This is a genomic window from Sphingopyxis terrae subsp. terrae NBRC 15098 (genome assembly GCF_001598815.1).
Classification (GTDB): Bacteria; Pseudomonadota; Alphaproteobacteria; order Sphingomonadales; family Sphingomonadaceae; genus Sphingopyxis; species Sphingopyxis terrae.
This window is the reverse complement of the sequence record NZ_BCZQ01000014.1, coordinates 12,229-38,799: the sequence shown is the minus strand read 5'-3', so window position 1 is coordinate 38,799 and position 26,571 is coordinate 12,229. Positions and strand designations below refer to the sequence as shown.

Sequence of the window (26,571 nt, the reverse complement as noted above, 5' to 3'; positions counted from 1 at the left end):
CGTCACCCCGAGCGCCCTAGAAACGCACCGACGCGCCAAAGGTGATCCGGCGATCGGGCAGCCCCTCGAAGCACAGCAGTGCCCCGTCATTGACGCAATATTGCGAGATTTTCGACTTGGAGAGGTTGACCCCTTCGACCCCGACACTGAGGAAGCTGTTGATGTCGTACGAAATGCTCGCATTGAGCTGTCCCCGCGCCGCGGTCACGACCGGAAAGCCGAAGGTGCTCGCAAGCGTTGCGCCGCCGACCGTGTCCAGCGTCCGGAACGCGCTCCGCCATGTGTAGCGCGCACGGGCCGACAGCCCGTATTTTTCGTAATAGAGCGTCAGATTATAGGCGTGCTTGGAAAAGTCGAGCAGCCCCTGCTTCGCGGTTACCGGCACGAAATCGGCATCATCGTAGATGCCGTTGATCGCATTGAAGATATCCGTGCCGCGCGTCGCCGAGCTGTTGACCGCCTGGCCGCCGCCGAATTTCTGATAGGTGTAGTTGGCGACGATCCCGAAGCCCGATGCGAAGCCCAAGGTATCCTCGAACTGCGACAGATCATATTGCAGCGCGACTTCGACGCCGGTCTGCGTCGTACTGCCGCTGTCGTTGATCGTCGTCAGGATCGGGACGCACATGCCCGATCCGCCGATCGGCGATAGCTGGTTGCGAAACGCGATCGGGTTATAAATGCCGCCGCCCTCGCACGGCGCGGTGATGTCGCGATAGCCATTGGCATCGAGCGGCGCATCTTCGAGCTGGGTGACGAACAGATCGGTGCGCTTCTTGTGGAACACCCCGACGCTGAGCACCGACGAAGGCGCGAAGTACCAGTCGATCGAGGCGTCATAGGAGGTGACGGTTTCGGGGCGCAGATTCGGATTGCCGATCGAGACCGCAGCGTTTTCGCTCGTCACGAACGATACCGAGGTCGACAACAGGTCGAAATCGGGGCGGTTGATGTCGCGGCCCCAGCTGGCGCGCAGCAGGATATTGTCCGCAACATCGGCGACGAGGTTGAGCCGCGGCAACAGCTTGCTGTAGCCGCCTCGGGTGACGACCTGCGTCACATTGGCGCCGGTGATCGAATTGCCGATCGAATCGAGGCTGGTGTCGAGCCAGCGAAGACCGAAATTGCCGCGTACCGGGCCGATCTCGAAATTGGCCTGACCATAGACCGCGTTGGTCGTCTCGTTGATCGAGAAATAGCCCGCCGAATTGGCCGATGCGTCGTTGAGTGCGCGCTGGCCGGGCGCCGCCAGCAAGGCGGCGCGCAGGATGTCGAGCGTGCCCTCGCGATCGCTGAACGCGCGGTTGGGGTCTACGAGCAGAAAGTCCTTGAAGAATAGCGTCCGGCCGTCGGCGTCGCCGAAATTGTTCGGACCGCGAACCAGCAGATCGGCAAACAAGGTGCCGCGCGGACTGTCGTTGAGGCTGCTGAGCGTGAGCGTCGAGCCGACGTCGTTGAAGGTGCTGGACGACCGGTTGAAGCGATAGCCGACGTCGAATGAGGTGAAGAAGGGCGTCAGGTCCGCGACATCGAGCGACAGATCGATGCGCGCCGCGTCTTCCTTGTTGCGCGTGCTGTCATTGCCGATCGACACCTGCTGCAACACGACATTGGCGGGGTCGAGCAATTGTTCGACCGTCGGCGCAAAGGGCGAGTCAAAATTGATCCCGAAGGCAAGCGATCCGCCCGACAGGTCGTAGATGAAGGGAACCGCATTGTCGTTCCCGGTAAAGACCGGAGCATTAGGGTTGAGGAAATTCAGCGTCGTGCTGAGATCGGGATTTCGTGTATTCGAAATCGAACGCGACGCCTCGACGCGTCCGGTCAGCCGCCCGGCGTCGAACTCGGTGCCGAGCCGGTAGATTTCGCTCTTGGTCAAGCGGGCCCCGACGTCGCTCGAGAAGCGCAGATTGGGGTCGTCGCGATCGACCGCGATATTGGGCTCGATCGTGCCCGTTTCGGCGACCCGGATACTGCCGAGCTTCACGCCGTCGAGCGAGCCGAAATCCACGGTCTGGAAGGATGTCGGAACGCTGTAGTCGAGCAGGGCATTGACCCCCGACCCCTGAACGCGCGAGCTGTCCTGCCGCCGCTGCTGGTCGTTATAGATGGTATCGAAATAGAATTTCACATGATCGCTCGGCGCCCATTCGAGCGTCCCCGCGAAATTCTTCGTCTCATATTCGAAATTTTCGAGCTCCTGGTTGAGGAACTGGATGCCGACGAAGTCGAAGTCCTGGGCGGCCGGGCGGCGCGTCGGCTGATTTTCGGTTACACCGCTGCGGACCACGGTCGCGTTGACATTTTCGACAAGCCCGCCGTCGCGATCGACGCGCGGACGGAAGGATGTCGCCTCCTGCTGGGTGTAGCTGCCGCTTACCACCAGCCCGATCTCGCCGATACCCGTCGACCATTTGTCGCCGAACGTCGCCGAGATACGCGGCCGGACGCTCTTCGACAGCTCGCTATGCTCGCCCTGAACGCGCGCCGCGAGCAGCATTTCCTTCAGGTCGAGCGGGCGAATGGTGCGCAGGTTGATGGTGCCGCCCACCGACCCCTCGATCGTCTTTGCCTCGGGCGCCTTGGTCACTTCGACCGACGCGATGATCGACGCGCTGACATCTTCGAAGCTGATGCCGCCGCGCCCCGAACCGGAGCCGACCGTCGAAACACCGTTTATCTCGACGCGATTATCGTTGGTGCCGCGGATCTGCACGCCTGTACCGACCCCGGCTTCGCGCGTAATCTGTACCCCGGTGATGTTCTCGAGCACCTCGGCGAGATTCTGGTCAGGCAATTTCCCGATGTCTTCAGCCTGGATGACTTCGATCAGATTGTCGGCGTTGCGTTTTTCCGTGAGCGCACTCTGCAGCGAACTACGGATGCCGGTCACGACGATCGCATTGTCGTCCGCAGCATCGTCCGACTGCACCTGCTCCTGAGCCAGGGCGCTGGCGGGCGCGAGCAGCGCGCAGAGCGCGACCCCGGAAACCCATGCCGTCACCAGCCGCGACGCCCGCGCCTTGCGGCGCAGCCCAACATAATCCCGCATCATGCCTCTCCCCAATTGGCTTGGTATTTCGGCTAGGCATAATCTTCATACCTGTATTGTCAACAAGGCAGCGAAAATTTCCATCTTTTGTCATACCACTTTGTTGACGAATTATGATGCCATCCATCCCGCCGCCGCGTCATGCTGCGCCCGATTTGCATCGCCCTTCCCAGCGCGGCGATATGGCGCGGGCCCTCTCTCGATTTTGGCAGACCGGCCATCGCCGACACGGCGAGCGTTCGGTGGCCCAGATCGGCTCGTCGAAAACAGCCCCGGGCTTTTACTTCGCCAATGATGACCGCTCGCGCGGATTAACGCATGTTCTCGATCAGAAAGTCGATAAACACGCGCACTCGCGCCGGCAGGTTGGCGCCGCCGACGAACACCGCATTGATCTGTTCAACGTCGCCGGGATTATAGTCCTCCAGCAGCGGCACGAGCGCGCCGCTGGCGATTTCGTTGGCGACGCTGAACGCGCCGACACGCGCTATGCCGACGCCCTGCGCGGCGAACTGGCCCAGCGTTTCGCCATTGTTCGCCTCGATGCTTCCCTTCATCGCCAGACAGAACTCCTTGCCGTCGCGCATGAAGGGCCAGATCGGCTCGCTCCGGCGGAAATTGAAGTTCAGGCAATTGTGATGGTGCAAATCCTCCGGGACGCGCGGTGTCCCAGCGCGCATAAGATAGTCCGGCGAGGCGACGATGACGCGGCGGGTTTCGCCCAGTTTGCGCGCTGTCAGGCCGCTGTCGGCAAGCGGACCGAAGCGGATCGCGACATCGGCCTGCCCCGCCGCCACATCGACCAGCGCATCGGTCAGCGCGATGTCGATCAGAATATGCGGATAGGCCTGCGCAAAACGACCGAGCAACGGCACCACGCATAACCGCCCGTGAGACAGCGCCGCGCTGATCCGGAGACGCCCGCGCGGCATGCCCCGGTCGGCGATCTGCTGCTCGCTATCGTCGAGATCGGCAAGGATGCGCCGTGCAGCCTGGAGATAGGCGAGGCCCTCCGCCGTCGGAGTGAGCGCCCGCGTCGAGCGAAGCAACAGCCGGACTCCCAGTCGCGCCTCAATCCTGTCGACCGCCCGGCTTACCGCTGAAGGCGTCAATCCAACCGTGCGGCCGGCGGCGGAAAAGCTGCCCCGATCAATGGCCGCGACGAATATTTCCATGGCGCGCGCGCGATCGCCACCCTCCATTACTTTTGCATTCATCGCAAAGATCCTTGGCTCGAGCATCCACTACATCGGTCGCTCGTCGCGGTCCATCTATGCGTACGAATCGCAATCGAAAGGATCAACCATGGATTATCGGCAACTTGGGCATTCGGGTTTGCGCGTCCCTGCCCTGAGTTTCGGCGCGGGGACGTTCGGGGGCAAGGGACCGTTGTTCAGCGCTTGGGGACAGAGCGACGCGGCCGAGGCACGGCGGCTGGTCGATATCTGTCTCGATGCGGGCGTGACCCTGTTCGATACCGCCGACGTCTATTCGAATGGCGCGTCGGAGGAGGTGCTGGGTGCAGCGATCAAGGGCCGGCGCGACACGGTGCTGATCTCGACCAAGACCGGCCTGCCCATGGGCGATGGCCCGCAGGACTGGGGCGCTTCGCGTGCACGGCTGATCCGGGCGGTGGAGGACGCATTGCGCCGCCTGGGCACAGATCATATCGACCTCTTGCAACTCCATGCCTTCGACGCGCACACGCCGGTGGAAGAGGTGATGGGCACGCTCGATATGCTGATCGCGGCGGGCAAGCTACGCTATGCAGGCGTATCCAACTATCCCGGCTGGCAGGTGATGAAGGCGCAGGCATCGGCAGACCGCCATGGCTGGCCGCGCCTGGTCGCGCATCAGGTTTATTATTCGCTTATCGGGCGTGCCTATGAGTGGGATCTGATGCCGCTTGCGGCCGATCAAGGCATCGGGGCGCTGGTATGGAGCCCGCTCGGCTGGGGGCGACTGACAGGCAAGATCGGACGAGGGCGGCCGGTCCCGCCGGGCAGTCGCCTGCACGAGACCGAGCAATTCGCGCCGCCTGTCGCAGAAGATCATCTCTACCGCGTCATCGACGCGCTGGAGGCGGTCGCCGCAGAAACCGGCCGGTCGGTGCCGCAGATCGCAATCAATTGGCTGCTGGGGCGACCGACCGTTTCCTCCGTCATCATCGGCGCGCGTAACGAGGCGCAGTTGCGCAACAATCTGGGCGCCGTCGGCTGGGCCCTGACCCCCGAACAGGTTGCCGCGCTCGACGCGGCCAGCGCAGTGATGCCGCCTTATCCGCACACCCCCTATCGCCAGCAGGACGGCTTCGCCCTGCTCAATCCCGCTATAGTTTGAGCTGGAGTACCTAGCATGAAAGCGAATCCCGGCCTGATTGCCCTGTCGATCGGCGCGTTCGGCATCGGCGTTACCGAATTCGCGCCGATGGGACTGCTACCGGTCATCGCCGGCGATCTTGGCGTGTCGATTCCGACCGCTGGCCTCCTCATCAGCGCCTACGCGCTCGGCGTGATGCTCGGCGCGCCGTTGATGACTTTGACCACCGGTCGCGTACCCCGCCGAACGCTGCTCATCGCGCTCGCCGGCGTCTTCACACTTGGCAACCTGCTCGCTGCGATCTCGACCGGATACGGGATGCTGCTGGCCGCCCGGCTCATCACGTCGCTCAACCATGGCGCGTTTTTCGGCGTAGGGTCGATCGTGGCCGCCAGTCTGGTCCCGCCGGAGCGCAAGGCGGGTGCGGTCGCCGCGATGTTCATGGGGCTGACCATTGCCAACGTGGTCGGCGTGCCGCTCGCGACCTGGGCGGGCGAGCATCTGGGGTGGCGTATGTCCTTCTGGGGTATCTCCGGACTGGGCGTTGCGACGATGGCCGCGCTGCGGCTGACACTTCCGGCGATGCCCGCCCCCAAGGGCGGCAATGCCATCGCCGAAATGCGCGTGCTCAAACGCGGTTCGGTGCTTGGCGCTCTGGCGCTCACCGTGATCGGATCGAGCGCAATGTTCACCGTGTTTACCTATATCGCTCCGATCCTGCGCGCAGAAACGCATGCCTCGCTTGGCTTTGTAACGGCGATGCTCGTTACCTATGGTGTGGGGTTGACGGTGGGCAACTGGCTGCGACCGTTCGGTCGACCGCACCTTGATGGTGACGCTCGCCGGATTGGCGCTGGTGCTGGCTGCGTTCGCCGCCCTGATGCCGTTCGCCGCGCCCACCGCGATCCTGATTTTTCTGTGGGGCGTCGCCAGCTTCGCGCTGGTCCCGGCGCTTCAGGTCCGCGTGATGACCGCTGCGAGCGACGCACCCAACCTGGCTTCGGCCGTCAATATCGGCGCGTTCAACTTGGGGAACGCGATTGGCGCCGCGATCGGTGGCGGGGTGATCGCCGCAGGATTTGGCTATCGCGCCGTCGCGGTAGCGGGGGCGATCGCCGCGATCGTGGGCTTGGCGGCCGTCATGGCAGCGGTCTGGACATCCCGATCGTTGCAACACCAGGAACGGAAGCTCTGCGATGCTTGAAGGGCTCGGTCGAGAGATTCGCGCGCAACTAACCCTGACATAACCGACCTTCACGACGCCCTCACGACTCTCGGCCAAGGCGCCGGAGGATGAACAACTGGCGAACGCACGAAAATTGAATCATTGATAATGCAACTGAGTCGCATTAGTAGACACGACACTTGTTGCATTATCAGGGGATGAATGAAGTGAAATCTGCGCGTATCGCCATGCTCGCCTGCACCGCCTTGGCCAGCGGCACCGCCTTTGCCGCCGAGGCTGCGTCGGCCGAAATCGACGACCAGAACCAGATCGTCGTCACCGGCTACGCGGGGACCAAGACCGAAACCGCGCTGGTCGAACTGCCCCAGCCGGTGAAGGTCATCACCGCCGATCAATATGAGGCGCAGGGCGCGATCAATATCAGCGATACGGTGAAATATGCCGCAGGCGTGCTCGCCAATCCCTATGGCCGCGATACGCGCGTCGACGGCTTCAACGTCCGCGGAATCGACGCGCTGCAATTCCGCGACGGGATGCGCGACATATTTTCCTATTACGCCAGCATCACGTCGGACCCCTATAATTTCGAGCGCGTCGAAATCGTCCGCGGTCCCGCCTCGGTGCTGTTCGGCCAGGGGTCGATCGGCGGCCTCGTCAACCTCGTTTCCAAAGCACCGGGTTTCGAAACGCAGGGCGAGATCAATCTCGTCTATGGCAGCTACGGCCGCAAGGAAGCGCTCGCCGACGTCAACCTCGCGTTGTCCGACAGCTTCGCGCTCCGCGCCGTCGGCCGCGCGCGCGATGCGGGAACCTATGTCGACCATGTTCCCGACGACCGGGTAATGTTCGCGCCATCGCTCCGCTGGCAGCCGACCCCGGCCACCGACATCACCCTCACCGGCCTCTATCAGGAGGACGACACCGGCTCGACGTCGCAGTTCCTCCCCATCATCGGTACCTTCCGCCCCAACCCGGGCGCGCCGGGGCCGCTCGACCGCTACACCTTCGTCGGCAAGCCCGGCTGGGACCGCTATGCCGGCCGCTCACTGCAGGGCATGGCCAGCGTCACCCACGATTTTTCGGACGCAGTGCGGCTCAGCGTCAAGGCGCGCTATATCGACAGCGATCTTGAATATTTCACCCATTATGCCGACAGCTATTCGAACCCGACCGATCCCTTTTCGGTTTATGGCACCGACCGCCGCACGATCGGCCTCTACGCCGATGCGAGCGACGCGCGAATGAAGGTCTTTTCGACCGACAATAATCTCCAGCTCAACTTCAACACGGGCGCCAACATCGAACACAAGCTGCTCGTCGGCGTCGATTACAGCTGGAACAAGGTCGGCAAGCGCGGCGTGTTCGGGTTCGAAACGATCGACCTCTACGACATCGATTATGACGCACTGCTGACCTACGACCCGACCGGCCCCTTCGCCTATGACTCGCAGAAGCAACTCGGCGTCTATGTCCAGGACCAGATCCGCTTCTTCGATCGTGTGTCGGTTGTCCTCGGCGCACGGCGTGATCGCGTGACGTCATCGGCGGGGAACAAGGACAATGCGACGACCTTCCGCGCCGGGGTTATCGGCGACATCGGTGCGGGCTTCTCTCCCTTCCTGAGCTATACCGAAAGTTTCCTGCCGATCGCCGGGCGCAACGAAAATGCCGACGGCAGCGTCGGCGATCCGTTCCGGCCGCAGACCGGCGAGCAATGGGAGGCGGGGATCAAATGGAACCCGCGTCCCGGCACGCTTGTCACGATCACCGGCTTTCGCAGCAAGGAACGCAACCGCGTGCTCTATCTGGCGGGCGGCGGCACCGCCCAGTCAGGCGAACTCACGACCAAGGGCATCGAATTCGAGGCCAGCCACAGCCTGCCCGGCAATTTCGACCTTCTCGTCAACTATGGCTATAACAAGCTGAAGTCGGAGGTGAACACCGACCTCGACTATCTGCCGCGCCACATCGCCTCGATCTGGTCGACCAAGACCTTCGGGCTACCCGACGAGGCGCAACTCCGGCTCGGCGCCGGGGTCGTCTACACCGGCAAGCGCCGCTCGACGGGGCCGGCCTGGTCGCTCGTCACGCCCAGCAACACGACCGTCGATGCGCTTGCCGAGGTTAGCTGGAACAACTGGCGCTTCGCGGTGAACGCGACGAATTTGCTCAACAACAAATTCTTCGCCTCCTGTCTCGCGCGCGGCGACTGTTTCGTTGGCGCGCCGCGCAACGTGATGGCGACCGTCGGCTACCGCTTCCGGTGAGCGAGACAGCGTCCCTTGTGTGGATCGGCGCGGCGGGAATGGTCGCCGCGGTGCTGCAACTGCGCCGCGCATGGGGCCTGCCGCGCCGCTCGGCGATGCAGAACGGCATCGGTTGGACGCTGATGCTGGCGGGCGCCGCGCTCGCGCTTGCGGGCGACGGCGCGTGGGGCCTCGCGGTGGCGTCGCTGTTCGGCATGGCGAGCGCTGCGATGCTCCTCGCCCACGCTGGCTGGACCGCTCCCGCCAGCAAGGCGCGCGCGTCGGACCGCAAAGCGCATATGCTCCCCCAACCGGGCGAGCCGCTTGCACTGGGCCGCCGCCTGCTCACCTTCCTCCTCACCGTTCCGCTCGCCTGCGCCGCAGCGCTGCTCGCCTCGCTCGGCGCGCGTGCGGCCGCGGGCATGGCCGGATGGAGCGACGCCGACGGCAACGCGATGGCACTGCTGCTGCTGCCACTGCTCTGGGGCATCCTCGCTTTCTGGCTGCTCATGCTACCGCGCCGCCGCACCCAATGGGTCTGTCTCGCGGTACCCGCAGTCGCCGGGCTCGGCCTGGTCTTCATCGGAGGCGCCGTATGACGCTCACCATTTCCAAGGACGCCGTCCAGCGCGCGCTGTCGGGACACGCCGCGATCGGGCTGCTCGCCTCGGCCCTGCTCTACATCATTTGCCTTACCGGCACCGTCATCGTTTTCTATCAGGAATGGCAGCGCATCGAACAGCCGGGCGCCCCCGAAATGGCCGCCATCGTGCCCGATGCGGTGCAGCGCGGCGTCGCCGCAGTGCTCAGGGCCGAAAAAGGCAGGCCCGCCACTACCCACCTCTATGTCCATATGCCGGTCGACGGCCTCCCGCGCACGACGATCACGACCGACCATCAGGCCTTCCATATCGACGCCGACGGCACCATCGCCATGCCCGAGGAGAACGCCTGGTCAGAATTTCTGCTGGGCGCGCATTATGCGCTCAACATCCCAGGGTTTGTCGGCATGACGATCGTCGGCATCTTCGGCGTGATGATCCTCGCGCTGTCGCTGTCGGGCATCGTCGCGCACCCGCGCATCTTTCGCGATGCCTTTCGCCTCCGCGCGCGTGATAATCACGGCGTCGGGCTTGCGGATTGGCACAACCGGCTCAGCGTCTGGACGCTACCTTTTTCGCTCGCGATCGCGCTCACCGGATCGATGATCGGCCTCGGCGTTGTCGGTGCCTATGGCCTCGCCGCCGCTTTCTACAAGAATGACGTCGAAGCCGCCTACGCGCCGATCTTCGGCGAAGAGGCTACGCCAGACGCAACCCCCGCGCCGCTCGCTAATGTCGCCGCGCCGCTTGTATGGATGGCAAAGAACCACCCCGATCTGCGCCCGACCTATGTGATCCTTCACGACCCCGGCACGCGCGGCCAGCACGTCCAACTCATCGCCGAGCACCCGCGGCGCCTGATCTATGGCGAAACCTATCAGTTCGGCCCGGACGGCACCTATCATGGCAAGGTCGGCCTGTCCGACGGACATCTGGGGCAGCAACTCGCGGCGTCGACCTATAATCTTCATTTCGGCAATTACGGCGGCCTGCCGGTCAAGCTCGCTTATGTCGTCTTCGGCCTTGCGCTGACCGTCGTCGTCGCCACAGGAACCTCGATCTGGCTCAGCAAACGCCAACGGCGCGGGCTCCGCGAACCGCGGCTACGCGCGGGCTGGGATGGCGTGATCTGGGGCGTGCCAATCGCCCTGGCGCTGACCTTCCTTACGCGCCTCCTGATCGGCAACGAGGCCCCGCTGATCGCGGTCTTCTGGGTGCTCACCATCGGCATCCCGATGCTCGCGGTGGCCATTCGTCCCGAACCGCGCCCGAAACGGCTGCTACAGCGCTTGCTCGTCGCTTCAGCCACGGCCGGCCTCGCCATCGTGGTAGGCAGAATTGTGCTCTAGAACATACGGATTCCGGCAGCGGAAGATTAGTTTTATCAAACAATATCAATGTTTGGATAGGTATGGTGCGCCCGACAGGATTCGAACCTGTGGCCCCCAGATTAGGAATCTGATGCTCTATCCTGCTGAGCTACGGGCGCGTCGGCGCTCGTTTAGCGGGGCAAGGCGCGCAGCGTCAATCGGCGCGGTCAGTTGATTGCGTCGGGCGGCGCGATCGGGACGAGGAGTGGCATGGCGGCGATCCCGTCGTCGTGCAGCGCCTGCGCCTCTTCGGGCGAGGTCTGCCCGTGGATCAGGTCTTCGGGCGCGCGGCCTTCGTGCATCGCACGCGCAGCATCGGCAAAATCGCGTCCGACCCAGCGCGACTGCGGCAACATCTCGGCCTGCTTCGCGGCAATCGCCGCCAGGACGGTGCGGACCATTTCGGCGGACGGCGGCGCATCGGGTGCCGGTGCGGGTGTCGGCGCTGCGACCGCCTGCTGGTTCGACTTGGCGCCGATGCGCGGCGCCATCACCGCCTTCTTCACCCGGCTGTTGCCGCACACCGGACAGGCGATCAGGCCGCGCGCCTGCTGGTCGGCGAAGCTGTCGCTGCTCGCGAACCAGGCCTCGAACCGGTGATCCCCGGCGTCGCAGCAGAGATCGAAGACAATCAAGGGTCAGCCCGCGCCGAGCAGCGGGTCGAGCCCGCCCCGTGCATCGAGCGCCGCCAGATCGTCGCTGCCGCCGATATGCTGGCCATCGATGAACACCTGCGGCACCGTGCGGCGACCGCCAGCCCGTGCGACCATCGCGTCGAAACCGGCGCGGTCCATCGTCACGTCGATCTCCTCGAACGCGGCGCCCTTGTTCTCGAGCAGCGCCTTCGCCCGCGTGCAATAGGGGCAGAGGAATTTGGTATAGACTTCGATCCTGGCCATGGGACTGATTTCATCCTTTCACCGCTGCATATCGGAATCGAGCGCCGCAAAGTCAAATGGCGCGGCATTGTCCGGCACGTCGTGGACGACGCGCGCCCAGCAGAGCGCCGACACGCGCGCGGCACCGCTGCGGCGCAGCACCCGCGCCGCAGCGCGCAGCGTCGCCCCGCTCGCATGCACATCATCGATGAGGACGAGATGCCGGCCCGCGGCGCGCGTCTTGGCATCGGGCGCCAGCGCAAAGGCCCCCGCGACGATCTTCTCACGCTCGCGGCGCCCCTTGCCGCGCAGTGCCGCGGTCGCCTTGCGCCGGACAAGCAGATGCGGATCATGCGCCGCGCCGGTCAGCCGCGCCAGCTCGTCAGCGATCAGCGCCGCCTGATTGAAGCCGCGCGACCAGAGCCGCCAGCGGTGCAACGGAACGGGCACGAGCAGCAGTTCGGCTTCGCCCGCCAGCGCCTCGAAAGGCCGCGCCATCAGGCGCGCCATCAGCCGGGCATGGCCAAGGCGCCGCCCATATTTGAGCCGTAGCGCCACCGTCCGTGCGACGGGCCCATAGGCCAAAGCTGCGGGCGCGCCGTCGAACGGGGGCGGATCGGCCAGGCACGCGCCGCATTCGCTCGCGACGCCGGGGAGCGCCGTCGGCAGCGGAACCGAACAGCGGGCGCATGCCGGGCCATCCAGAAAATGCAGCGAATTCCAGCAATCGAGGCAGAATTGCCCGACCTCGCCCACTACCAAGCCGCACCCCGGACAACGCGGCGGCAGCGCATAATCGAGCAGCGCCGTGCCCAGTCGTCGAATGCCGCGCGACAGGACGGGCGCCGCCGCCGCCGGCGCATCATCCTCGCTGTCTTCGGCCATCGTCGCCATCGGCCTCTTGTGAAACATCGCGCCCGGCGGCACAAGCGCGCCCATGTCGCAGCCGCCGCCGCTCTTTTCCGCCGCCCGCCACCGCGCCCAACGCGACCGGCTGGCGCGCCTGCCCGCCGACGCCAATTTCCTGGCGCCGATCCTGGCCGAAACGCTGCTCGACCGGCTGGAAATGGTCACGCGCGACTTCGATCGCATCTTGCTGATCGGCGCCCACGATGCCGCGCTTGCCGACGCGTTGCGCGCACGCGGACGGGCGCTCGACCTCTTCGAGGCCGGACCGCGGCTCGCCGCGGCGACGGGAGCGATCGTCGGTGAAGTCGATGCAATCGACCTGCCGCTCGGCCAATATGATCTGATCGTCTGGCCCGGCGGTCTCGACGCCGTGAACGACGTTCCCGGTGCGCTTGTACGGCTGCGCGCGCTGCTGGCGCCCGACGGCCTGCTGCTCGGCGCCTTTGTCGGCGACGGCAGCCTGCCGCGCCTGCGCCGTGCGACGATGGCAGAGGGGGTGCGCACCATCGCGCGGATGCACCCGCAGATCGACCTCGCCGCGATGGGCAATCTGCTCCAGCGCACCGGCTTTGCGTTGCCCGTCGTCGATGTCGAGGCGCTGACCGTGCGCTATGCGGCGCTGCCGGGGCTCGTGCGCGATCTGCGCGCGGCGGGCCTCACGAGCCGCCTCACGCCGACGCCGCTGCCGCTGACACGCGCCGAAGCCGCGCGCATCGCGGTCGCCTTTGCCGAAGGCGCCGACCCCGACGGGCGCATTGCCGAGCAATTCCGTATCATCCATTTCAGCGGCTGGGCGCCGCACCCCGACCAGCCCCGCCCCGCCCGCCGCGGCAGCGGCACGGCGTCGCTGATCGACGCGCTGTCTCCCCGCCCCTAGGTCGGCTGCGCAGTCCGGCGACCGGCGCCCGCATAGGCATCGCGCAGGCGACGGGCGACGGCTTCGTGGGTTGCCGTCATCGCGCTTTGCCCGGATGGACGGCGCCGCAGTGGCCGCAGGTGCGCAGCGCCTCGCTCGCGTAAAAGGCTTCGAACAAGGGCGGCAGGTCGCGGACGATGCTCTGGAGCTGGACCTCGACGCGGTGGACGATGTGGCCGCAATCGTCGCAATACCACTGGAAGGCATCGATCAGCCCGTCGGGGCGCTTGCGTTCGATGACAAGGCCGACGCTGCCCGCGACGGGGCGCTGCGGCGAGTGCGGGACGTTCGGCGGCAACAGGAAAATGTCGCCTTCGCGGATCGGCATGTCCTTCGGGCCGTCATCGGTCCACAGGCGCAGGTTCATGTCGCCCTCGATCTGGTAGAAAAACTCCTCGAGCGGATCGACATGATAGTCAGTGCGCTGGTTCGGACCGCCGACGACGGTGACGATGAAGTCGGCATCTTCCCAGATCTGCGCATTGCCGACCGGGGGTTGCAGCACGTCGCGATGATCTTCGATCCATTCGCGGAAGTTGAAGGGCAGTCCATAGGTCAGCATGGCGTCATCCTTTGGGCGCGCGCGGGATGAAGGCAGTCGCCTTGATCTCGATCAGCAGATGCGGGTGGGGAAGCTGGTGGACCGCGACGGTCGTCCGCGCGGGACCGGCTTCGTCGAAATATTCGGCATAGACAGCGTTATAGCCGCCGAAATCGTTCATGCTGACGAGGAAACTCGTTACGTCGACGACGTCGGCGAGCGAGCCGCCCGCGTCGATGAGGATCGCGCCGATATTCTCGATCACCGCGCGCGTCTGTTCAGCGATGTCGAGGCTGACGGTACCATATTCGTCGGCCGAAGCGCCCGCGAAACTGTTGTCGGCGCGGCGCGAGCTGGTGCCCGAGACGAAAACGAAATCGCCGGCGCGGCGATAATGCGGAAAGCGGCCGCGCGGACGCGCCTTGCCGGGGATCACCCTGCCCTCATGCTCGCTCATGCTGCCCCTCCTGCGATCGTGAAGCCGACGCGGCCGAGGTGGCCCGCGTCGAGCGACACGCTGCGCGCATCGCCGATTGCCGCCGCCGCGGTCGCGCCGCCGAGCATCACCGTCCAGCCCGGCTGGAGTACCAGTCCCGCCGCCCCCGCAAGCCGCGCCGCGGCGAGGAGCGAGCGGATCGGGTCGCCGAGGATCGCGGCGCTCGTCCCGGTCTCGGCCACCTCGCCGTCGACACGCATTACCATCGCGACATCGGCGATATCAGTGTCGGCGGCAAGCCACGGCCCGGTGACGAAGGCAGATGAGGAGGCATTGTCGGCGACGACATCGCCGAGCGCGAAGCGGAAATTCTCGTAGCGGCTGTCGATGATCTCGAGCGCCGCGGCGACCGCATCGATGGCCGCGAGCGCCTCCTCGCGCGTCACTTCGCCCGCCAGCGGCGCTTTCAGCCGCACCGCGACCTCGGGCTCGACGCGCGGGTGGATGAAGCGCGTGCGGTCGATCGCGGCACCGTTGGTGACGACCATGTCGGACGTCAGCCGGCCCCAGATCTGGTCCTTGAGCCCCATCTGCGCCATCTTGGCTTCGCTGGTGAAGCCCATCTTCACGCCGACGAGCGTCGCGCCGCGCGCGAGGCGCCGGTCGATCGCGGCGCGCTGGATTTCATAAGCGTCTGCGAGCGACAGGTCTCCGGCTTCCCCTGTGATCTGCGGGATCGCCCTGGCCTCGCTGGCGGCGGTGTCGAGCCTTGCGGCGATAGCGGCAATGTCGGCCATGATGTCCTCTTACAGTTTCACGCAGATATTGGTCGGTTCGGAATAGAAATTCAGCGAATGCTCGCCGCCCTCGCGCCCGATGCCCGACAGCTTCATGCCGCCGAACGGGGTGCGCAGGTCGCGCAGAAACCATTCGTTGACCCAGACGATGCCCACCTCCATCTGCGTCGCGACGCGGTGCGCGCGGCCGACGTCGCGCGTCCAGATCGCAGCGGCAAGGCCATAGTCGGTGTCGTTGGCAAGCTCGACCGCTTCCGCCTCGCTGTCGAAGGGCGCGATGTGGCAGACGGGGCCGAAAATCTCCTCGCGCACGCAGCGGGCATCGGGCCGGAGCCCGGTGAGGATCGTTGGCTCGACAAAGGCGCCGCCCGCGAGCGCGCCTTCGAGTTCGGGAACGCCCCCGCCCGACACCACTGTCGCGCCTTCCTCGCGCGCGAGCGCGTAATAGGAAAGCACCTTCTCGCGGTGCCCGTGCGAGATCAGCGGCCCCATGTCGGCGCCCGACCAGGGATCGCCGACGGTGAGCGCCTTTGCCCTTTCGGCGAGCGCGGCGACGAAGCGGTCGAAGATCGGCCGCTCGACATAGACGCGCTCGGTGCAGAGGCACACCTGTCCGCAGTTCGAGAAGACCGAGCGCACCGTCCCCGCGACCGCCTCGTCGAAATCGCAGTCGACGAAGACGAGCGCGGCATTCTTGCCGCCGAGTTCGAACGAGACGGGTTTCACCCCCGCCGCCGCGACGCGCATGATCGCGCCGCCGGTCGCGGACTCGCCGGTGAAGGTGATCGCGTCGATATCGGGATTGGCGGTCAGCCATTCGCCCGTCGATTCCGCGCCAAAGCCGTGGACGAGGTTGAACACCCCCGGCGGCACCCCCGCCGCATCCATCACTTCGGCGAGCAGGGTCGCGGTCGAGGGCGTCTCCTCGCTCGGCTTGACGACGACGACATTGCCGCAGGCGAGCGCGGGCGCGACCTTCCACGTCATCAGCAGCAGCGGCAGGTTCCACGGCGAGACGATCGCGACGACACCCAAGGGCCGCGCGATCGCATAGTTGATCGCGCTGCGTCCGCCCGGCAGATCGGTGCGAAAACTCGGCATCGCGCGCGCCTCGGCGAGTGCGGCGAAGGCGCGGAAATTGGCGGCGCCGCGCGGAATGTCGATCGTCCGCGCCTGATGCAGCGACTTGCCGGTGTCGGCGATCTCGGCGGCGGCGAATTCGTCGAAGCGTGCTTCGATCCCCTCGGCGATACGGACGAGCAGCTTGCAGCGTTCGGCCTGCGACATCTTGCCCCACGGTCCCTTGAGCGCGGCGCGCCCGGCTGCGACGGCGCGGTCGATGAGGTCGCGGCTCGCCTGCGACACGCGCCCGGCGACGCTGCCGTCGACCGGGTTCACATTGTCGAACCAGACATCGCCCTCCACGAAGGTGCCGTCTACATAGTTGAGCACCGGGCGGTCGGCGAAAGGATAGCCGGTCACGCCGCACCCCCGACCGCAACATAGCCCGCCGCATTGCTGTGCGCGGCACCGGCCTTGCCGACATGGCCTGCCATCTGGAGCAGCGACAGTATCGTGTCGTTGAACTGTGTGGGTGCTTCGAGAAAGGCCGAATGGCCCGCGTCGTTGATCTCGACGAGGAAGGAACCCGCAACCTCGGCCTGCGCGACGCGCACCGCCTCGATCGGGAAAAGCCGATCCTCGACCCCGCAAAGGAAGAGAATCGGGAACCCCTTACCGCCGAGATCGACCGCGGGGCACGCGTCGAAGCGGCCCGCCAGATTGTGGCGATCGGCGATGTTGAAGCTTGCGATCTGGCAATAGAGCGCCGCCAGCTCGCGCGGTGCATTGGCGCCAAGCACGCGCTCGATCTGCGCGAGGTCGGCGGTGTTCGCGCGCGCGGCGTCCATGATCGTCTTGATCTCGGCGCTTTCGGCAATCCCGTGCAGGCTGTCGCAGATGGCGAGCGCCGCGACGCGTTCGGGCGCGCCGTGCGCGAAGCCGATGCAGGTGCCCGCACCCATCGACTGACCGACGAGCGCGACCCTGGATTCGCCGAGATGGTCGAGCAGCGCCGTCAGGTCTTCGACGAAGGCGTCGCGCCCGCGCCCGTCGAGGTCGCGCGACAGGCCGAAGCCGCGATGGTCGAAGGTGATGACGCGGTTCGAGCGCGAGAGCGCATCGATCTGGCGATACCAGATCGCATGGTTGCCGCCGACGCCGTGCGCAAGCACGACCGCGGGGCCCTCCCCAAGCGCCTGCCAGTATATTTCGGCACCCGCCGTCGCCAGCATACCGCTGTCCATCACGATACTCCCATCAATTTGCTGAGCCGCACGACATAATCGCCGAACGCCGGATCCTCGCGCGTCATGCTCGGATCGCGCGGGCGCGGCAGGTCGATGCGGACATCCTCGATAATCGTCCCCGGCCGCTCCGACATCACCAGCACGCGGTCGGAGAGCAGTACGGCTTCCGAAATGCTGTGAGTGACGAGCAGCACCGTCTTGCGGTCGCGCTGCCAGATGCGCAGCAGCTCCATATTGAGCCGGTCGCGCGTCAACGCGTCGAGCGCCCCGAAGGGCTCGTCCATCAGCAGCACCTGCGGTCCGCGGGCGAGCGCCTGACCGATCGCGACGCGGTGGCGCATACCGCCCGAAAGCTGGTGCGGATGGCTGTCCTCGAAACCTGTCAGCCCCAGCGTCTCCACCAGTTTGGCCAGCGCCGCCGCGTCGGGACGTTTCGCCGCCGGGTCGAGATCAACCCCGAGCAGCAGATTGTCGCGGACATTGAGCCAGGGCAGCAGGTTCGAGGTCTGGAAGACGAAGCCCATGTCGGGCGACGGGGCCTGCACCACCGCGCCGTTGAACAATATGCCGCCGTCGTCGAAGGGCTCGAGTCCGGCGATCAGGCGGAGCAGCGTGCTCTTGCCGCAGCCCGAAGGCCCGAGCACCGAGACGAATTCGGCCGCGCCGATTTCGGCGCTGACGTTGGTCAGCACCTTGCGGCCATCGAATGCCTTGCCGGCACCGGCCATGGAGATCACCGCGCTCATGCCGCGCGCCACCAGATGAAGCGTTCCCAATAGGCGACGCCGTAGAAAAGAAGGAGCGACAGCAAGGTCACCGCGATCAACGCTGCAAAGGTCAGCGTCGTATGGCCCGAACCGGAGGCCGTGAGGATAAGATTGCCGAGCCCGTCGTTAGAGCCGACGAATTCGCCGACGACCGCGCCGATCACCCCGAGCGGCATCGCGACCTTGCAACCGTCGAGGAAGCTCGGCAGCGCGGCGGGCACACGCAGCCGCCAGAAGCTTTGCATCGGCGAGGCACGGAGTGCGCGGAAATGCTCTTCGAGATGCGCGGGCGTGCTCGCCAGTCCACCGAGCGTCGCGATGATGATCGGGAAGAAGGCGAAGAGGAACGCCATGATCAGCTTCGACGCGAGGCCGTAGCCGAACCAGACGACGATCAGCGGCGCGAGTCCGATCTTGGGGACGCTCTGCAACGCGACGAACAGCGGATAGACCGTGCTTTTCGCGGTGCGCGAGAAATAGATTAGCGCCGCGATTGGGACGCCGAGCGCGACCGCGATGATGAAGCCCCAGAACACCTCGGTCAGCGTGACGAGGCTCTGCGACAGGATCGGCCCGCGCGACTGCCAAAGCTCGCCGAGGATCGCGCTCGGCGGCGGCAGCAGGTAGGACTGTACCCCCGACCAGCGGACGCCATATTCCCATGCGAGGCCGAGCGCCGCAAAGAAGGCGATGCTGATCGCGGCGTCGCGATTGAACCACCTGCTCACGCGTCGCCGTCCTTGCCCAGCAAGGCGACGATGCGCGCCGGTGGCGGTACGAGGAAGCGATCAAGGTGCCAGCGGTCGAAGGTTTCGAGGTCCTTGCCGTCCCAAACCGAAGGTTCATAGGGGCTGCCGGCGGTGATCTGCGTCATGTCGGTGTAGAATTCGACATTGTTGCCGTCGGGGTCGCGGAAGACGAGGAAGGTGTTCGCCCCCGGGCCATGCTTGCCGATGCCGCGGTCGATCGGGATGGCGCGCGCGACGAGCATCTCGGCGACCTTCTCCATCTCCTCGATCGTTTCGAGGCGGTAGGAGAAATGCTCGACCGCGGGATAATGGCCTTCGGGAATATCGGTATGACCCGGCGGCAGCTGGAGCAGCGCGAGGTCGTGATGATCCTCGCCCGCGCGCAGGAAGACCATATGATGGTCGATCCAGTCGGACACGGTCAACCCGACGACCTCGGTATAGAAAGCGAGGCTCCGGTCGATGTCGCGCACCTTGAGCACGAGGTGGCCGAGCCGCGTCGGGCGCGGGCGGTAGGAAGCGGGATCGGTCATGGCTGATTCCCCATCGGAACGAAGGCGTTGGTGAAGAGCTGCGGCGTCTGGTCAAAGCCCCGAAGCTGGCCGCTCGCCTGTAGATAGGTGACTGTGCGCGCGACCTTTTCGGGCGTCAGGCGATGCGAACCGCCCTCGGCCGCCATCAGATCGGCGGTCTCGCGAATCTGGCGTTCGGTCACCGCCTCGTCGAGCAAAGGATAGGCCTTGCGGATGATAGCGAGCGCACCCTTCGGATCGCGCGCCGCGTCGGCATAGCCGCGATAAGCGGCCTTCAGGAAAGCGCGCACGAGGTCGGGCTGCTTTTCGATCAGCGCGTCCTGCGTCGCGAAACCGCTGCCGTAAACGTCGAGCCCGAAGTCGGCATAGGCGATGCGCCCGATCGTCACCGCCTTCGCCTTCGCCGCCTTGTCGAACAGTGCCATCGAATTGCCGAGCCAGCATTCGGCGGCATCGATCCGCCCTTCGACGAGCGAGGAGACGACGATCGCCGGGTCGAGCTGGATCTGCTCGACGCGCGCCGGGTTGACGCCGTTGTCCTTGAGCCACGCCGGGAGCAGCGCCTGGATCATCGAGCTTTGCCCGGCGCCGAAGCGCAGTCCGGCAAGGTCGGCGGGGGCAGAGATGCGATGTCGCTCCTTGACGAAGCAGGCGCCGGCGGGAAGCCGCATGTTGATGCCGCCGATCATCCGGACCTTGCCGCCCTTGGCGCGGCTGAGCGCGACCGACAGCGGGTCGATATAGGCGAATTCGAACATGCCCTGGTCGAGTTCGTTCGCGGTTCGCATGCCGCCGAAGCCGCGCACCGCTTCGACGTTGAGTCCGGCATCGGCGAAATAGCCTTTGTCGATCGCGACGAAAATGCCCGCCATGCTACCCTGCGGCAGCCACGCCATGTTGAAGCGCACGGTTCGCGCTCCCTCCGCCTGCTTCGCGGCCTGCGGCGCGTTGCCGCCGAAGGCGCTCCACAGCGTCAGCACGGCGATCGCCGCAACGACCAGCAGCGGCGCGATCAGCGCGTGGCGCGAAAAGGCGGCCCGAGGCGTCATGCGCGCGGCAGGTGTGGCGCGGAAACGGGGTTGCGAAGCTCGCCGATCCCTTCGACCCAGGCATCCATGACGTCGCCGTCCTTCAGGAAGACGCCGCGCCCCATGCCGACCCCGGCGGGGGTGCCCGAGGCGATCAGGTCGCCCGACCGGAGTTCGAGGATCGTCGAGAGATAGGCGATCTGTTCGTAGATGTTGAAGATCATCTCGGACGTGTTGCCGTCCTGCATCGCCTCGCCATTGACCTTGAGCCCCAAGCGGATGGCGTGCGGATCGCCGAGGCAGTCGCGCGGGACGAATACGGGGCCGAGCGGCGTGAAGCTGTCGAAGCTCTTGCCGCGGAACCAGTCGTGCGAGAAGGGAAAGTCGCTGCGCCGGGTGCGGTCGCGCGCCGAGACGTCGTTGACGATCGTATAGCCAGCGATCAGGTCATGCGCGTCGGCCGCCGCGACATTCTTGCCCGCGCGGCCGAGGACGACGCCGAGTTCTACCTCCCAGTCGGGGCGCGACACCTGCGACGGGACGACGACCGTTTCGTTCGGGCCGACGACGCTCTCGACGGTCTTGAGGAAGATATACGGCTCGCTCTCGGCCTTGGCGGCGAGCTTGGTCTGCATTTCCTCGGCATGTTCGATGAAGTTCGACGCGGCGGCGAAGATGCGCCGCGGCTCGAACGGCGCCGCAAGCGTGGGCGCGTCGATTCCGCCCGCCGCGCCTTCCAGCACATGGGCGAGCGCGAACAGCCCTTCGCGGCGGGCATCCCAGTCGCGTATGATCGTGGTGACATCGTCCGCCACCGCGGTAAAGCCGTGCGTTGCCGCCGCATCGTGCAAATCATGAAAAGCGTCGCCGACCCGGATCATCGGGCGCGCACCGTCCGGTGTGAGGCGGGTGGCAAGGGCAAAGCGGGTCATGCGTAGATCATCCTTCTGAAAATTGCGTGCGAAGCCGGGCGCGGCGCAGCCGAGAGCAAGGCCGGCGCCGATCGCGGCCAGTGCCGCACGGCGGTCGAATGTCGCCACCCCCCGCTCACCCGAAGGCCCGGATCAGCATCCGCACCGCGACGACGGTGAGAAAGAGGCCGAACAGGATGCTGAGCTGGCGTTTGGAGAGCGCATGCGCGATGCGGGCGCCCCACGGCGCGGTGACGAAGGTTGCGGGGCCGATGACGGCAAGGCCGATCAGATTGACATAGCCAAGGCTGCCCGGCGGCAGGCCTTCGACGTGCCAGCCGGTAACGACGAAGGCGACCGCGGCGGGCGCGCTGATCAGCAGCCCGAATAGCGCCGCGGTGCCCACCGCGCGATGGATGGGCACGTTGAACAAGGTCATCACGGGCACGCTGAGCGTCCCGCCGCCGATCCCCATCATGCTCGAAATGCCGCCGATCGCGAAGGGGATCGCCTGCCCGGCCACGCCCTCCGGCATCGTCTCGGCGATATGCTTGCCCTCCAGCGGCAGCAGCATCTTCACCGCGACGAGCAAAGCGACGATGCCGAACACCGCCGACAGCACGTCGCCGCTGACGCGGCTCGCGAGCAGCACGCCCGCGATCGCTCCGAGGAAGATCGCGACGCCCCAGCGCCTGAGCTGGTCATGATCGACCGCGCCTTTCGCTTCGTGCGCGCGCGATGAGGAGATAGCGGTGGGGATGATCGTCGCAAGCGAGGTCGCAACGGCGACGTGCATGCGCACGGAGGAATCGATGCCCAGTGCCGCGAGCACGAGGTCGAGCACCGGGACGATCACGATCCCGCCGCCGACGCCCAGCATCCCCGCGATCACGCCGCCGACCGCGCCGGTCAACAGCATCATCGCCGCGAGCATCACCATATCCGGATTCAAAAGCGCCTGCATGGCCTCCCCCGACAGTTCGATCCTGCTTGTGCGGGGCAGACGATATGCAGTCAAAGATAGAATATGCGCCTATCTATAATCAAAAATAGATAGCGGTGGCCCAAGCGCCTTTATAGCCGTTCGCAGATAGCGAAACGGACAATCGATATTATCGCATATAGCAATGCCCCCTTAGCGCGGGGCCATGAAACGCATTGGCATTGCCGGGTTCGGCACCATCGGCCGCGTCGTCGCGCGCCATATCGAGAATAGCGATCTGCCGCTGGCGCTTGCCGCCGTCTCGGCGGGTGATCGCACCCGCGCCGAAGCCGCCATGGCGCAGCTTGCACGGCCGGTTCCGATCGTCGACACCGCCGAACTCGTCGCCTTGTCCGATGTCATCGTAGACAGCGCGCCGACCGCAGCGTTTCGCGACATCGCCGAAGCGACATTATGCGCCGGCAAGACGCTGGTTACGGTCAGCGGCGCCGCGTTGATGCAATGGCCCGGGGCGGCCGGGTTCGCGCGTGACCATGGCGGCCGCATCATCCTGGCCACCGGCGCGCTGCTCGGTCTCGATGCGGTGCGCGCGGCGGCGGTCGGCTCGATCCATTCGGTGACGATGGTGACGCGCAAACCCGTCAAATCGCTCGTCAAGGCCGAACACGTCGTGCGCAACGGCATCGACCTTACGGAAATCGACGAACCGCTGAAGATATTCGAAGGCAGCGCGCGCGAAGGTGCCATCGCCTTTCCGGCCAATGTCAATGTTGCCGCTGCATTGGGCCTGGCCGGAACAGGCCCCGACCAGACGCGGCTCGAAATCTGGGCCGACCCGGCCCTTACGCGCAACACGCACCGCATCATCGTCGATTCGGACAGCGCGCGCTTCGAACTCGCGATCGAGAATATCCCCACCGACGAAAATCCCGGCACCGGCCGCATCACCGCACAAAGCATCGTCGCGGCGCTGCACGATCTCGTCAGCCCCATTCGTATCGGAACATAGAAAGGTTTCCCCGATGACCACCCGCCTCCGCCATGTGGCAATCGCGTCCGCCGACCCCGACAATTCGGTCGGCTTCTTCACCGAAGTCCTCGGCTGGACCGTCGCGGGCAAGATCGATAGCCGCAACGCGCACGGCTATTATGTCACCGACGGCCACATCAACATCGCGCTGCTGTGTTTCAAGAACCGCCCCGCCGCGGGAATGGAATTTCCCGAAGGCTATACCGGGCTGCACCACATCGGTTTCCAGTGCGACGATATCGCCGAAGTGGTCGAACGCTTCGAAAATTCGGGCTACGCGCCGCGCCACGACGTCAATCTGGCGCAAGGCCTCGGCAAAAACCCAGCCAAGGACAATGCCGAGTACAAGATGACGGGGCCGGAAAATGTGATGGTGGACGTGTCCGAACGCGGCTGGGCCGGCACCGAAAGCTTCAAAAGCGCCAGCTAGGGAACTCGGCGGCGGGCTAGTGGCGGCGCAATGTGCGTCGTCCCGGCTCCGCCTAGCGCGCCTTCGCCTTGCCGTCGATCAGCACCGCCTGTTGCCACCGGCTTGGCGCCTTGTCGGTGCGGTGGATGCAGCCCGCCCAGCAGCAGGGGCGCTTCTTGCCTTCCTGCAACTCCTCGACGGTGCGGCCGATGCGCCGGGCGCGCGTCGCCGCCTGTTTCGCATCCTCCACCCAGCAGATGAATTCATTGCGCCCGAGCGGCGTCAGCCCTTGCCACAGCGCGAAGACCGCCGGATCGGCGCATATCGCGGTCTGCATATCGTCGCCCGCCTGATGCACGGTGCCCTGAAGAAAATCATCGCTCACGCCAGCGTCCCTTCCGTGTCCCGCCGCGCGCCCTAGCGCGCCCTGCCGCACGCCACCGTGCCGGTGCCGACGTTGCGCACGGTGCAGACGGGGCGCCCCAGCACCACGGTCTTGCCGCTGCCGCGCGTGGTGATCGCGGCCGATTTGACCGCGTTGAAGATATGGTCGCCCGTCCCTTCGCTGTCCGAAATCAGTCCGTCGACCGCCAGCTTGCCGGCATCGACGACTCCCGAACCCGACAGCGTCATCTGCGCCTGCTTCGCCTTGCCGGCGAGCGTCAGCGTGCCGTTGCCGATCATCGCGACCGCCAACCGGTCGGTATCGACCGCGTCGACGCTCAGCTTGCCCGGACCGCGCAGGCCGAGTGCGACGCGCTGGCCCTTCATCCCGTCGATGTGAAGCGACCCCGCGCCGACCAGCGTTGCCGATTGCAGCGTCGCGGCGTTGATGCGGAGCAGCACCGCGCCCGGCGAACTGCCGCGGCGGTCGTCACCCGCGAACTGGCGCATCCCGATCACCAGCCGTCCGTCGCGATTTTCGACGGTCAGCCGGTCGAGCGCATCCTGCGATCCCGTTGCCACCGCGCTCACCGGCGCGCGTGTCACCACCTCGACATCGACATCGGCGCCGACTTCGATCGCCGCGAAACTGGTGAGGCCGAAGCGCTTTTCGGCGGCATGCGCCGACGCAGCGGACAAGAGGGCGGTCGCCGCGATTGCAGCCCATCGCATGATGCTGGTCATGCCGCCGCCTTAACCGGTTCGCGGCGGCGGCACCAGCGCGCGATCATTTGCAGGTTGCGGTTCCCGATCCCATCTCGCGCGAGGTGCAGGTCGCACCGCCGGTCAGCGTCACATCGCCCGACCCCAGGATATTGATCGCCGCGGTACCGCTCGCCTGTCCTTCGACATTGCCCGATCCCGCGACCGACACGTCGAGCGTCTGCGCCGCAAGCCCCTTGGCATCGACATCGCCCGATCCGGTCACGCTGATCGCGCCCGAATTGATCGTACCGCCGCCGATATCGACGTCGCCCGATCCCGAAATCGCGATTTTCGCGCTCTGCCCGGTCATCTTCGCGACCTTGAGGTCGCCCGATCCGGTCACCGTCGCCTCCAGCGCGTCGCCATCGACACTGTCGGCGTCGATCGAACCCGATCCGGTCAGACGCAGCATCGACAGTTTCGGCATGGTGATACTGATTTCGACGCCCTCATGGTCGCGCCCGCCGAAGCTGAAACCGTCGCGCTTGCGGCCGATCGACAGCGTCGAACCGTCGGTGACGATCTCGAGCTGGTCGAGCTCGCCTTGCGGCCCCTTGGCCGTGATGGCGAAGGCGTCGCCCTGGCGAATCGTGACGTCGTCGGGGCCGGTGACCTTGACGCCGGTGAAGCCGTTCAGCGCGAAGCCGCGGGTGGTAACCGGTCCCGCATCGCGGGCACCCGACTTGCTGTCCTTGTCGCTGTCGATCGTGAAAGATCCGCCACAGGCCGCGGTCGCCATCACAAGCGCCAGCGGCAAAACGCCAATCAACCGGTTTCGCATCATCAATCTCCTCTGTATTAGTCGCCTAACACAGAGGAGGCATACTGTCCAGTCCGTCCTACCAGCGCGGCAGCGGCGGCAGGATCAGGCGCCCGGCAATCGCCGACAGGATGACGACAAGCCCGTGCCACAGCGCGATATGGACCATATTGTCCGACGAACAATGAAGCGCGAGCACCGCCGCACCCGCCGCACCTGCCGCGACCCCGACAACCCAGCCGGCGCGTTCGAGCGAGGTCGGGGCACCGCCCTTCAACCACGCGAACAGCGCGGCTCCGACCCCGAGCCCGGCAACCAATCCGTCGAGCGTGCAGCGCATCCCGCCGTGCGGGTCCATCCCGTGCATCGCCGCATGGGTATCGCCCAGCCCGACGACGAGCGCAGTCAGCGGCAGCGCGAGCGCCGCGAGCCCGGCCCAGCGCCACCCGCTATAGTCGCGCCCGACTCCGGGCAGCCCCATGCGCAAGGCGCTCCAGGTTGCGGCCAGTCCCAGCGCGACGATCAGCCAGAAGGCGAACATCGGCATCGGCGCCATAGAGGCACCATGAGCCAGATCGTGCCGCATCCCCAGCAGCCACAGCAGGGTGCCGCCGCCGATCAGCCACGCCGCCGCGGTCCAGGCCCCGCCGCGCAGCAGCCGGCGCGGCCGGATCGGCTTCAGATCATCGGCCAGGCCGTCGATCAGATCGTCGATCGATACGTCCGTCATG

27 protein-coding genes, 1 tRNA gene and 1 pseudogene are annotated in these 26,571 nt (G+C 65.9%); 8 read left to right on the top strand and 21 right to left on the bottom strand.

Annotated features, from left to right (window positions below):
* Positions 1 to 16: 16 nt before the first annotated feature.
* Together STE01S_RS08940 and STE01S_RS08935 are read right to left on the bottom strand one after the other, a co-directional pair.
* Entirely contained in the window at positions 17 to 3,052 is a 3,036-nt protein-coding gene (locus STE01S_RS08940; RefSeq protein WP_062767312.1) for a TonB-dependent receptor, read from the bottom strand.
* Between the two features lie 311 nt (positions 3,053 to 3,363).
* Positions 3,364 to 4,269, bottom strand: coding sequence for a LysR substrate-binding domain-containing protein (locus STE01S_RS08935; RefSeq protein ID WP_062767135.1), 906 nt, complete (start codon positions 4,267 to 4,269; stop codon positions 3,364 to 3,366).
* An 88-nt stretch (positions 4,270 to 4,357) separates the two neighbouring features.
* Between STE01S_RS08935 and STE01S_RS08930 the strand changes: the two genes are divergently transcribed.
* From STE01S_RS08930 to STE01S_RS08910, 5 genes and pseudogenes are all read left to right on the top strand, one after another.
* Entirely contained in the window at positions 4,358 to 5,392 is a 1,035-nt protein-coding gene (locus STE01S_RS08930; protein WP_062767132.1) for an aldo/keto reductase, read from the top strand.
* Between the two features lie 15 nt (positions 5,393 to 5,407).
* Positions 5,408 to 6,575 (top strand): annotated as a pseudogene (locus tag STE01S_RS08925) (MFS transporter).
* Between the two features lie 179 nt (positions 6,576 to 6,754).
* Complete coding sequence (locus STE01S_RS08920) at positions 6,755 to 8,824, top strand: TonB-dependent siderophore receptor (RefSeq protein WP_062767310.1); 2,070 nt, start codon at positions 6,755 to 6,757, stop codon at positions 8,822 to 8,824.
* A complete protein-coding gene (locus tag STE01S_RS08915; RefSeq protein WP_162928240.1) occupies positions 8,821 to 9,402 on the top strand; it encodes a hypothetical protein in 582 nt (193 codons plus the stop codon). Before STE01S_RS08920 ends, STE01S_RS08915 begins: the two co-directional genes overlap by 4 nt.
* Positions 9,399 to 10,754 (top strand): PepSY-associated TM helix domain-containing protein, encoded by a 1,356-nt coding sequence (locus STE01S_RS08910; RefSeq protein WP_062767126.1) that lies wholly within the window; start codon positions 9,399 to 9,401, stop codon positions 10,752 to 10,754. The genes STE01S_RS08915 and STE01S_RS08910 overlap by 4 nt, the downstream gene beginning before the upstream one ends.
* A 63-nt stretch (positions 10,755 to 10,817) precedes the next feature.
* Here STE01S_RS08910 and STE01S_RS08905 read toward each other — a convergent pair.
* The 4 genes from STE01S_RS08905 to STE01S_RS08890 all read right to left on the bottom strand — a co-directional run bounded on the left by STE01S_RS08905 (position 10,818) and on the right by STE01S_RS08890 (position 12,547).
* A tRNA-Arg gene (locus STE01S_RS08905) sits at positions 10,818 to 10,894 on the bottom strand.
* A gap of 48 nt (positions 10,895 to 10,942) precedes the next feature.
* Complete coding sequence (locus STE01S_RS08900; protein ID WP_062767124.1) at positions 10,943 to 11,410, bottom strand: DUF1178 family protein; 468 nt, start codon at positions 11,408 to 11,410, stop codon at positions 10,943 to 10,945.
* A 3-nt stretch (positions 11,411 to 11,413) separates the two neighbouring features.
* Entirely contained in the window at positions 11,414 to 11,674 is a 261-nt protein-coding gene (grxC, locus tag STE01S_RS08895) for a glutaredoxin 3 (protein WP_062767121.1), read from the bottom strand.
* Positions 11,675 to 11,692: 18 nt separating this feature from the next.
* Positions 11,693 to 12,547, bottom strand: coding sequence for a ComF family protein (locus STE01S_RS08890; RefSeq protein ID WP_255265919.1), 855 nt, complete (start codon positions 12,545 to 12,547; stop codon positions 11,693 to 11,695).
* Positions 12,548 to 12,590: 43 nt separating this feature from the next.
* On the opposite strand from STE01S_RS08890, the gene STE01S_RS08885 reads away from it, so the two are divergent.
* Positions 12,591 to 13,439 (top strand): methyltransferase domain-containing protein, encoded by an 849-nt coding sequence (locus STE01S_RS08885; protein ID WP_058812401.1) that lies wholly within the window; start codon positions 12,591 to 12,593, stop codon positions 13,437 to 13,439.
* A gap of 76 nt (positions 13,440 to 13,515) precedes the next feature.
* Here the strand turns inward: STE01S_RS08885 and STE01S_RS08880 are convergent, their stop codons facing one another.
* The 11 genes from STE01S_RS08880 to STE01S_RS08830 are packed head-to-tail and all read right to left on the bottom strand — an operon-like array spanning position 13,516 to position 22,513.
* Complete coding sequence (locus STE01S_RS08880; protein ID WP_062767118.1) at positions 13,516 to 14,040, bottom strand: 3-hydroxyanthranilate 3,4-dioxygenase; 525 nt, start codon at positions 14,038 to 14,040, stop codon at positions 13,516 to 13,518.
* A 4-nt stretch (positions 14,041 to 14,044) separates the two neighbouring features.
* Positions 14,045 to 14,476, bottom strand: a complete 432-nt coding sequence (locus tag STE01S_RS08875; RefSeq protein WP_062767115.1) for a RidA family protein — start codon at positions 14,474 to 14,476, stop codon at positions 14,045 to 14,047.
* The gene (locus STE01S_RS08870) at positions 14,473 to 15,252 is read right to left on the bottom strand and encodes a 2-keto-4-pentenoate hydratase (RefSeq protein WP_062767113.1); all 780 of its coding nucleotides are present in this window, start codon (positions 15,250 to 15,252) and stop codon (positions 14,473 to 14,475) included. Before STE01S_RS08870 ends, STE01S_RS08875 begins: the two co-directional genes overlap by 4 nt.
* Before the next feature lie 9 nt (positions 15,253 to 15,261).
* Positions 15,262 to 16,734, bottom strand: coding sequence for a 2-hydroxymuconic semialdehyde dehydrogenase (locus tag STE01S_RS08865; RefSeq protein WP_062767110.1), 1,473 nt, complete (start codon positions 16,732 to 16,734; stop codon positions 15,262 to 15,264).
* Positions 16,731 to 17,558, bottom strand: a complete 828-nt coding sequence (locus STE01S_RS08860; RefSeq protein ID WP_062767107.1) for an alpha/beta fold hydrolase — start codon at positions 17,556 to 17,558, stop codon at positions 16,731 to 16,733. The genes STE01S_RS08865 and STE01S_RS08860 overlap by 4 nt, the downstream gene beginning before the upstream one ends.
* Positions 17,558 to 18,307: an ABC transporter ATP-binding protein gene (locus STE01S_RS08855; RefSeq protein WP_062767306.1), complete on the bottom strand. Its 750-nt coding sequence runs from the start codon at positions 18,305 to 18,307 to the stop codon at positions 17,558 to 17,560. The genes STE01S_RS08860 and STE01S_RS08855 overlap by 1 nt, the downstream gene beginning before the upstream one ends.
* Positions 18,304 to 19,056, bottom strand: a complete 753-nt coding sequence (locus tag STE01S_RS08850; RefSeq protein WP_003052674.1) for an ABC transporter permease — start codon at positions 19,054 to 19,056, stop codon at positions 18,304 to 18,306. The genes STE01S_RS08855 and STE01S_RS08850 overlap by 4 nt, the downstream gene beginning before the upstream one ends.
* Positions 19,053 to 19,610, bottom strand: coding sequence for a VOC family protein (locus STE01S_RS08845; protein WP_062767104.1), 558 nt, complete (start codon positions 19,608 to 19,610; stop codon positions 19,053 to 19,055). The genes STE01S_RS08850 and STE01S_RS08845 overlap by 4 nt, the downstream gene beginning before the upstream one ends.
* Complete coding sequence (locus tag STE01S_RS08840) at positions 19,607 to 20,659, bottom strand: ABC transporter substrate-binding protein (RefSeq protein WP_062767101.1); 1,053 nt, start codon at positions 20,657 to 20,659, stop codon at positions 19,607 to 19,609. Before STE01S_RS08840 ends, STE01S_RS08845 begins: the two co-directional genes overlap by 4 nt.
* Positions 20,656 to 21,678: a fumarylacetoacetate hydrolase family protein gene (locus STE01S_RS08835; protein ID WP_082813274.1), complete on the bottom strand. Its 1,023-nt coding sequence runs from the start codon at positions 21,676 to 21,678 to the stop codon at positions 20,656 to 20,658. The genes STE01S_RS08840 and STE01S_RS08835 overlap by 4 nt, the downstream gene beginning before the upstream one ends.
* 7 nt (positions 21,679 to 21,685) lie before the next feature.
* Entirely contained in the window at positions 21,686 to 22,513 is an 828-nt protein-coding gene (locus STE01S_RS08830; RefSeq protein ID WP_062767098.1) for a sulfite exporter TauE/SafE family protein, read from the bottom strand.
* A gap of 184 nt (positions 22,514 to 22,697) precedes the next feature.
* On the opposite strand from STE01S_RS08830, the gene STE01S_RS08825 reads away from it, so the two are divergent.
* Together STE01S_RS08825 and STE01S_RS08820 are read left to right on the top strand one after the other, a co-directional pair.
* Positions 22,698 to 23,501: an aspartate dehydrogenase gene (locus STE01S_RS08825; protein WP_062767095.1), complete on the top strand. Its 804-nt coding sequence runs from the start codon at positions 22,698 to 22,700 to the stop codon at positions 23,499 to 23,501.
* 13 nt (positions 23,502 to 23,514) lie between these two features.
* The gene (locus tag STE01S_RS08820; protein WP_058812414.1) at positions 23,515 to 23,952 is read left to right on the top strand and encodes a VOC family protein; all 438 of its coding nucleotides are present in this window, start codon (positions 23,515 to 23,517) and stop codon (positions 23,950 to 23,952) included.
* A 52-nt stretch (positions 23,953 to 24,004) separates the two neighbouring features.
* Here STE01S_RS08820 and STE01S_RS08815 read toward each other — a convergent pair whose 3' ends face one another.
* Genes STE01S_RS08815 through STE01S_RS08800 form a run of 4 tightly spaced genes read right to left on the bottom strand, consistent with a single transcriptional unit; the run spans position 24,005 to position 26,570 of the window.
* Positions 24,005 to 24,316 (bottom strand): YdeI/OmpD-associated family protein, encoded by a 312-nt coding sequence (locus STE01S_RS08815; RefSeq protein WP_003052655.1) that lies wholly within the window; start codon positions 24,314 to 24,316, stop codon positions 24,005 to 24,007.
* A 32-nt stretch (positions 24,317 to 24,348) separates the two neighbouring features.
* Positions 24,349 to 25,059, bottom strand: coding sequence for a head GIN domain-containing protein (locus STE01S_RS08810; RefSeq protein WP_062767092.1), 711 nt, complete (start codon positions 25,057 to 25,059; stop codon positions 24,349 to 24,351).
* 43 nt (positions 25,060 to 25,102) lie between these two features.
* Positions 25,103 to 25,861 carry a head GIN domain-containing protein gene (locus STE01S_RS08805; protein ID WP_255265918.1) on the bottom strand — a complete coding sequence of 253 codons (759 nt, stop codon included), beginning with the start codon at positions 25,859 to 25,861 and terminating at the stop codon, positions 25,103 to 25,105.
* A 58-nt stretch (positions 25,862 to 25,919) separates the two neighbouring features.
* On the bottom strand, positions 25,920 to 26,570 hold the full coding sequence (locus STE01S_RS08800; protein WP_062767086.1) for an NrsF family protein: 651 nt from the start codon (positions 26,568 to 26,570) through the stop codon (positions 25,920 to 25,922).
* Position 26,571 lies beyond the last annotated feature (1 nt).

What these genes read in the sequence shown, in the direction of transcription:
- STE01S_RS08940 (WP_062767312.1), bottom strand. Translation starts at nt 3,052, where the DNA reads ATGCGGGATTATGTTGGGCTGCGCCGCAAGGCGCGGGCGTCGCGGCTG.
- STE01S_RS08935 (WP_062767135.1), bottom strand. Translation starts at nt 4,269, where the DNA reads ATGAATGCAAAAGTAATGGAGGGTGGCGATCGCGCGCGCGCCATGGAA.
- STE01S_RS08930 (WP_062767132.1), top strand. Translation starts at nt 4,358, where the DNA reads ATGGATTATCGGCAACTTGGGCATTCGGGTTTGCGCGTCCCTGCCCTG.
- STE01S_RS08920 (WP_062767310.1), top strand. Translation starts at nt 6,755, where the DNA reads ATGAATGAAGTGAAATCTGCGCGTATCGCCATGCTCGCCTGCACCGCC.
- STE01S_RS08910 (WP_062767126.1), top strand. Translation starts at nt 9,399, where the DNA reads ATGACGCTCACCATTTCCAAGGACGCCGTCCAGCGCGCGCTGTCGGGA.
- grxC (WP_062767121.1), bottom strand. Translation starts at nt 11,674, where the DNA reads ATGGCCAGGATCGAAGTCTATACCAAATTCCTCTGCCCCTATTGCACG.
- STE01S_RS08890 (WP_255265919.1), bottom strand. Translation starts at nt 12,547, where the DNA reads ATGGCGACGATGGCCGAAGACAGCGAGGATGATGCGCCGGCGGCGGCG.
- STE01S_RS08885 (WP_058812401.1), top strand. Translation starts at nt 12,591, where the DNA reads ATGTCGCAGCCGCCGCCGCTCTTTTCCGCCGCCCGCCACCGCGCCCAA.
- STE01S_RS08880 (WP_062767118.1), bottom strand. Translation starts at nt 14,040, where the DNA reads ATGCTGACCTATGGACTGCCCTTCAACTTCCGCGAATGGATCGAAGAT.
- STE01S_RS08875 (WP_062767115.1), bottom strand. Translation starts at nt 14,476, where the DNA reads ATGAGCGAGCATGAGGGCAGGGTGATCCCCGGCAAGGCGCGTCCGCGC.
- STE01S_RS08870 (WP_062767113.1), bottom strand. Translation starts at nt 15,252, where the DNA reads ATGGCCGACATTGCCGCTATCGCCGCAAGGCTCGACACCGCCGCCAGC.
- STE01S_RS08860 (WP_062767107.1), bottom strand. Translation starts at nt 17,558, where the DNA reads ATGGACAGCGGTATGCTGGCGACGGCGGGTGCCGAAATATACTGGCAG.
- STE01S_RS08855 (WP_062767306.1), bottom strand. Translation starts at nt 18,307, where the DNA reads ATGAGCGCGGTGATCTCCATGGCCGGTGCCGGCAAGGCATTCGATGGC.
- STE01S_RS08845 (WP_062767104.1), bottom strand. Translation starts at nt 19,610, where the DNA reads ATGACCGATCCCGCTTCCTACCGCCCGCGCCCGACGCGGCTCGGCCAC.
- STE01S_RS08840 (WP_062767101.1), bottom strand. Translation starts at nt 20,659, where the DNA reads ATGACGCCTCGGGCCGCCTTTTCGCGCCACGCGCTGATCGCGCCGCTG.
- STE01S_RS08830 (WP_062767098.1), bottom strand. Translation starts at nt 22,513, where the DNA reads ATGCAGGCGCTTTTGAATCCGGATATGGTGATGCTCGCGGCGATGATG.
- STE01S_RS08825 (WP_062767095.1), top strand. Translation starts at nt 22,698, where the DNA reads ATGAAACGCATTGGCATTGCCGGGTTCGGCACCATCGGCCGCGTCGTC.
- STE01S_RS08820 (WP_058812414.1), top strand. Translation starts at nt 23,515, where the DNA reads ATGACCACCCGCCTCCGCCATGTGGCAATCGCGTCCGCCGACCCCGAC.
- STE01S_RS08810 (WP_062767092.1), bottom strand. Translation starts at nt 25,059, where the DNA reads ATGACCAGCATCATGCGATGGGCTGCAATCGCGGCGACCGCCCTCTTG.
- STE01S_RS08805 (WP_255265918.1), bottom strand. Translation starts at nt 25,861, where the DNA reads ATGCGAAACCGGTTGATTGGCGTTTTGCCGCTGGCGCTTGTGATGGCG.
- STE01S_RS08800 (WP_062767086.1), bottom strand. Translation starts at nt 26,570, where the DNA reads ATGACGGACGTATCGATCGACGATCTGATCGACGGCCTGGCCGATGAT.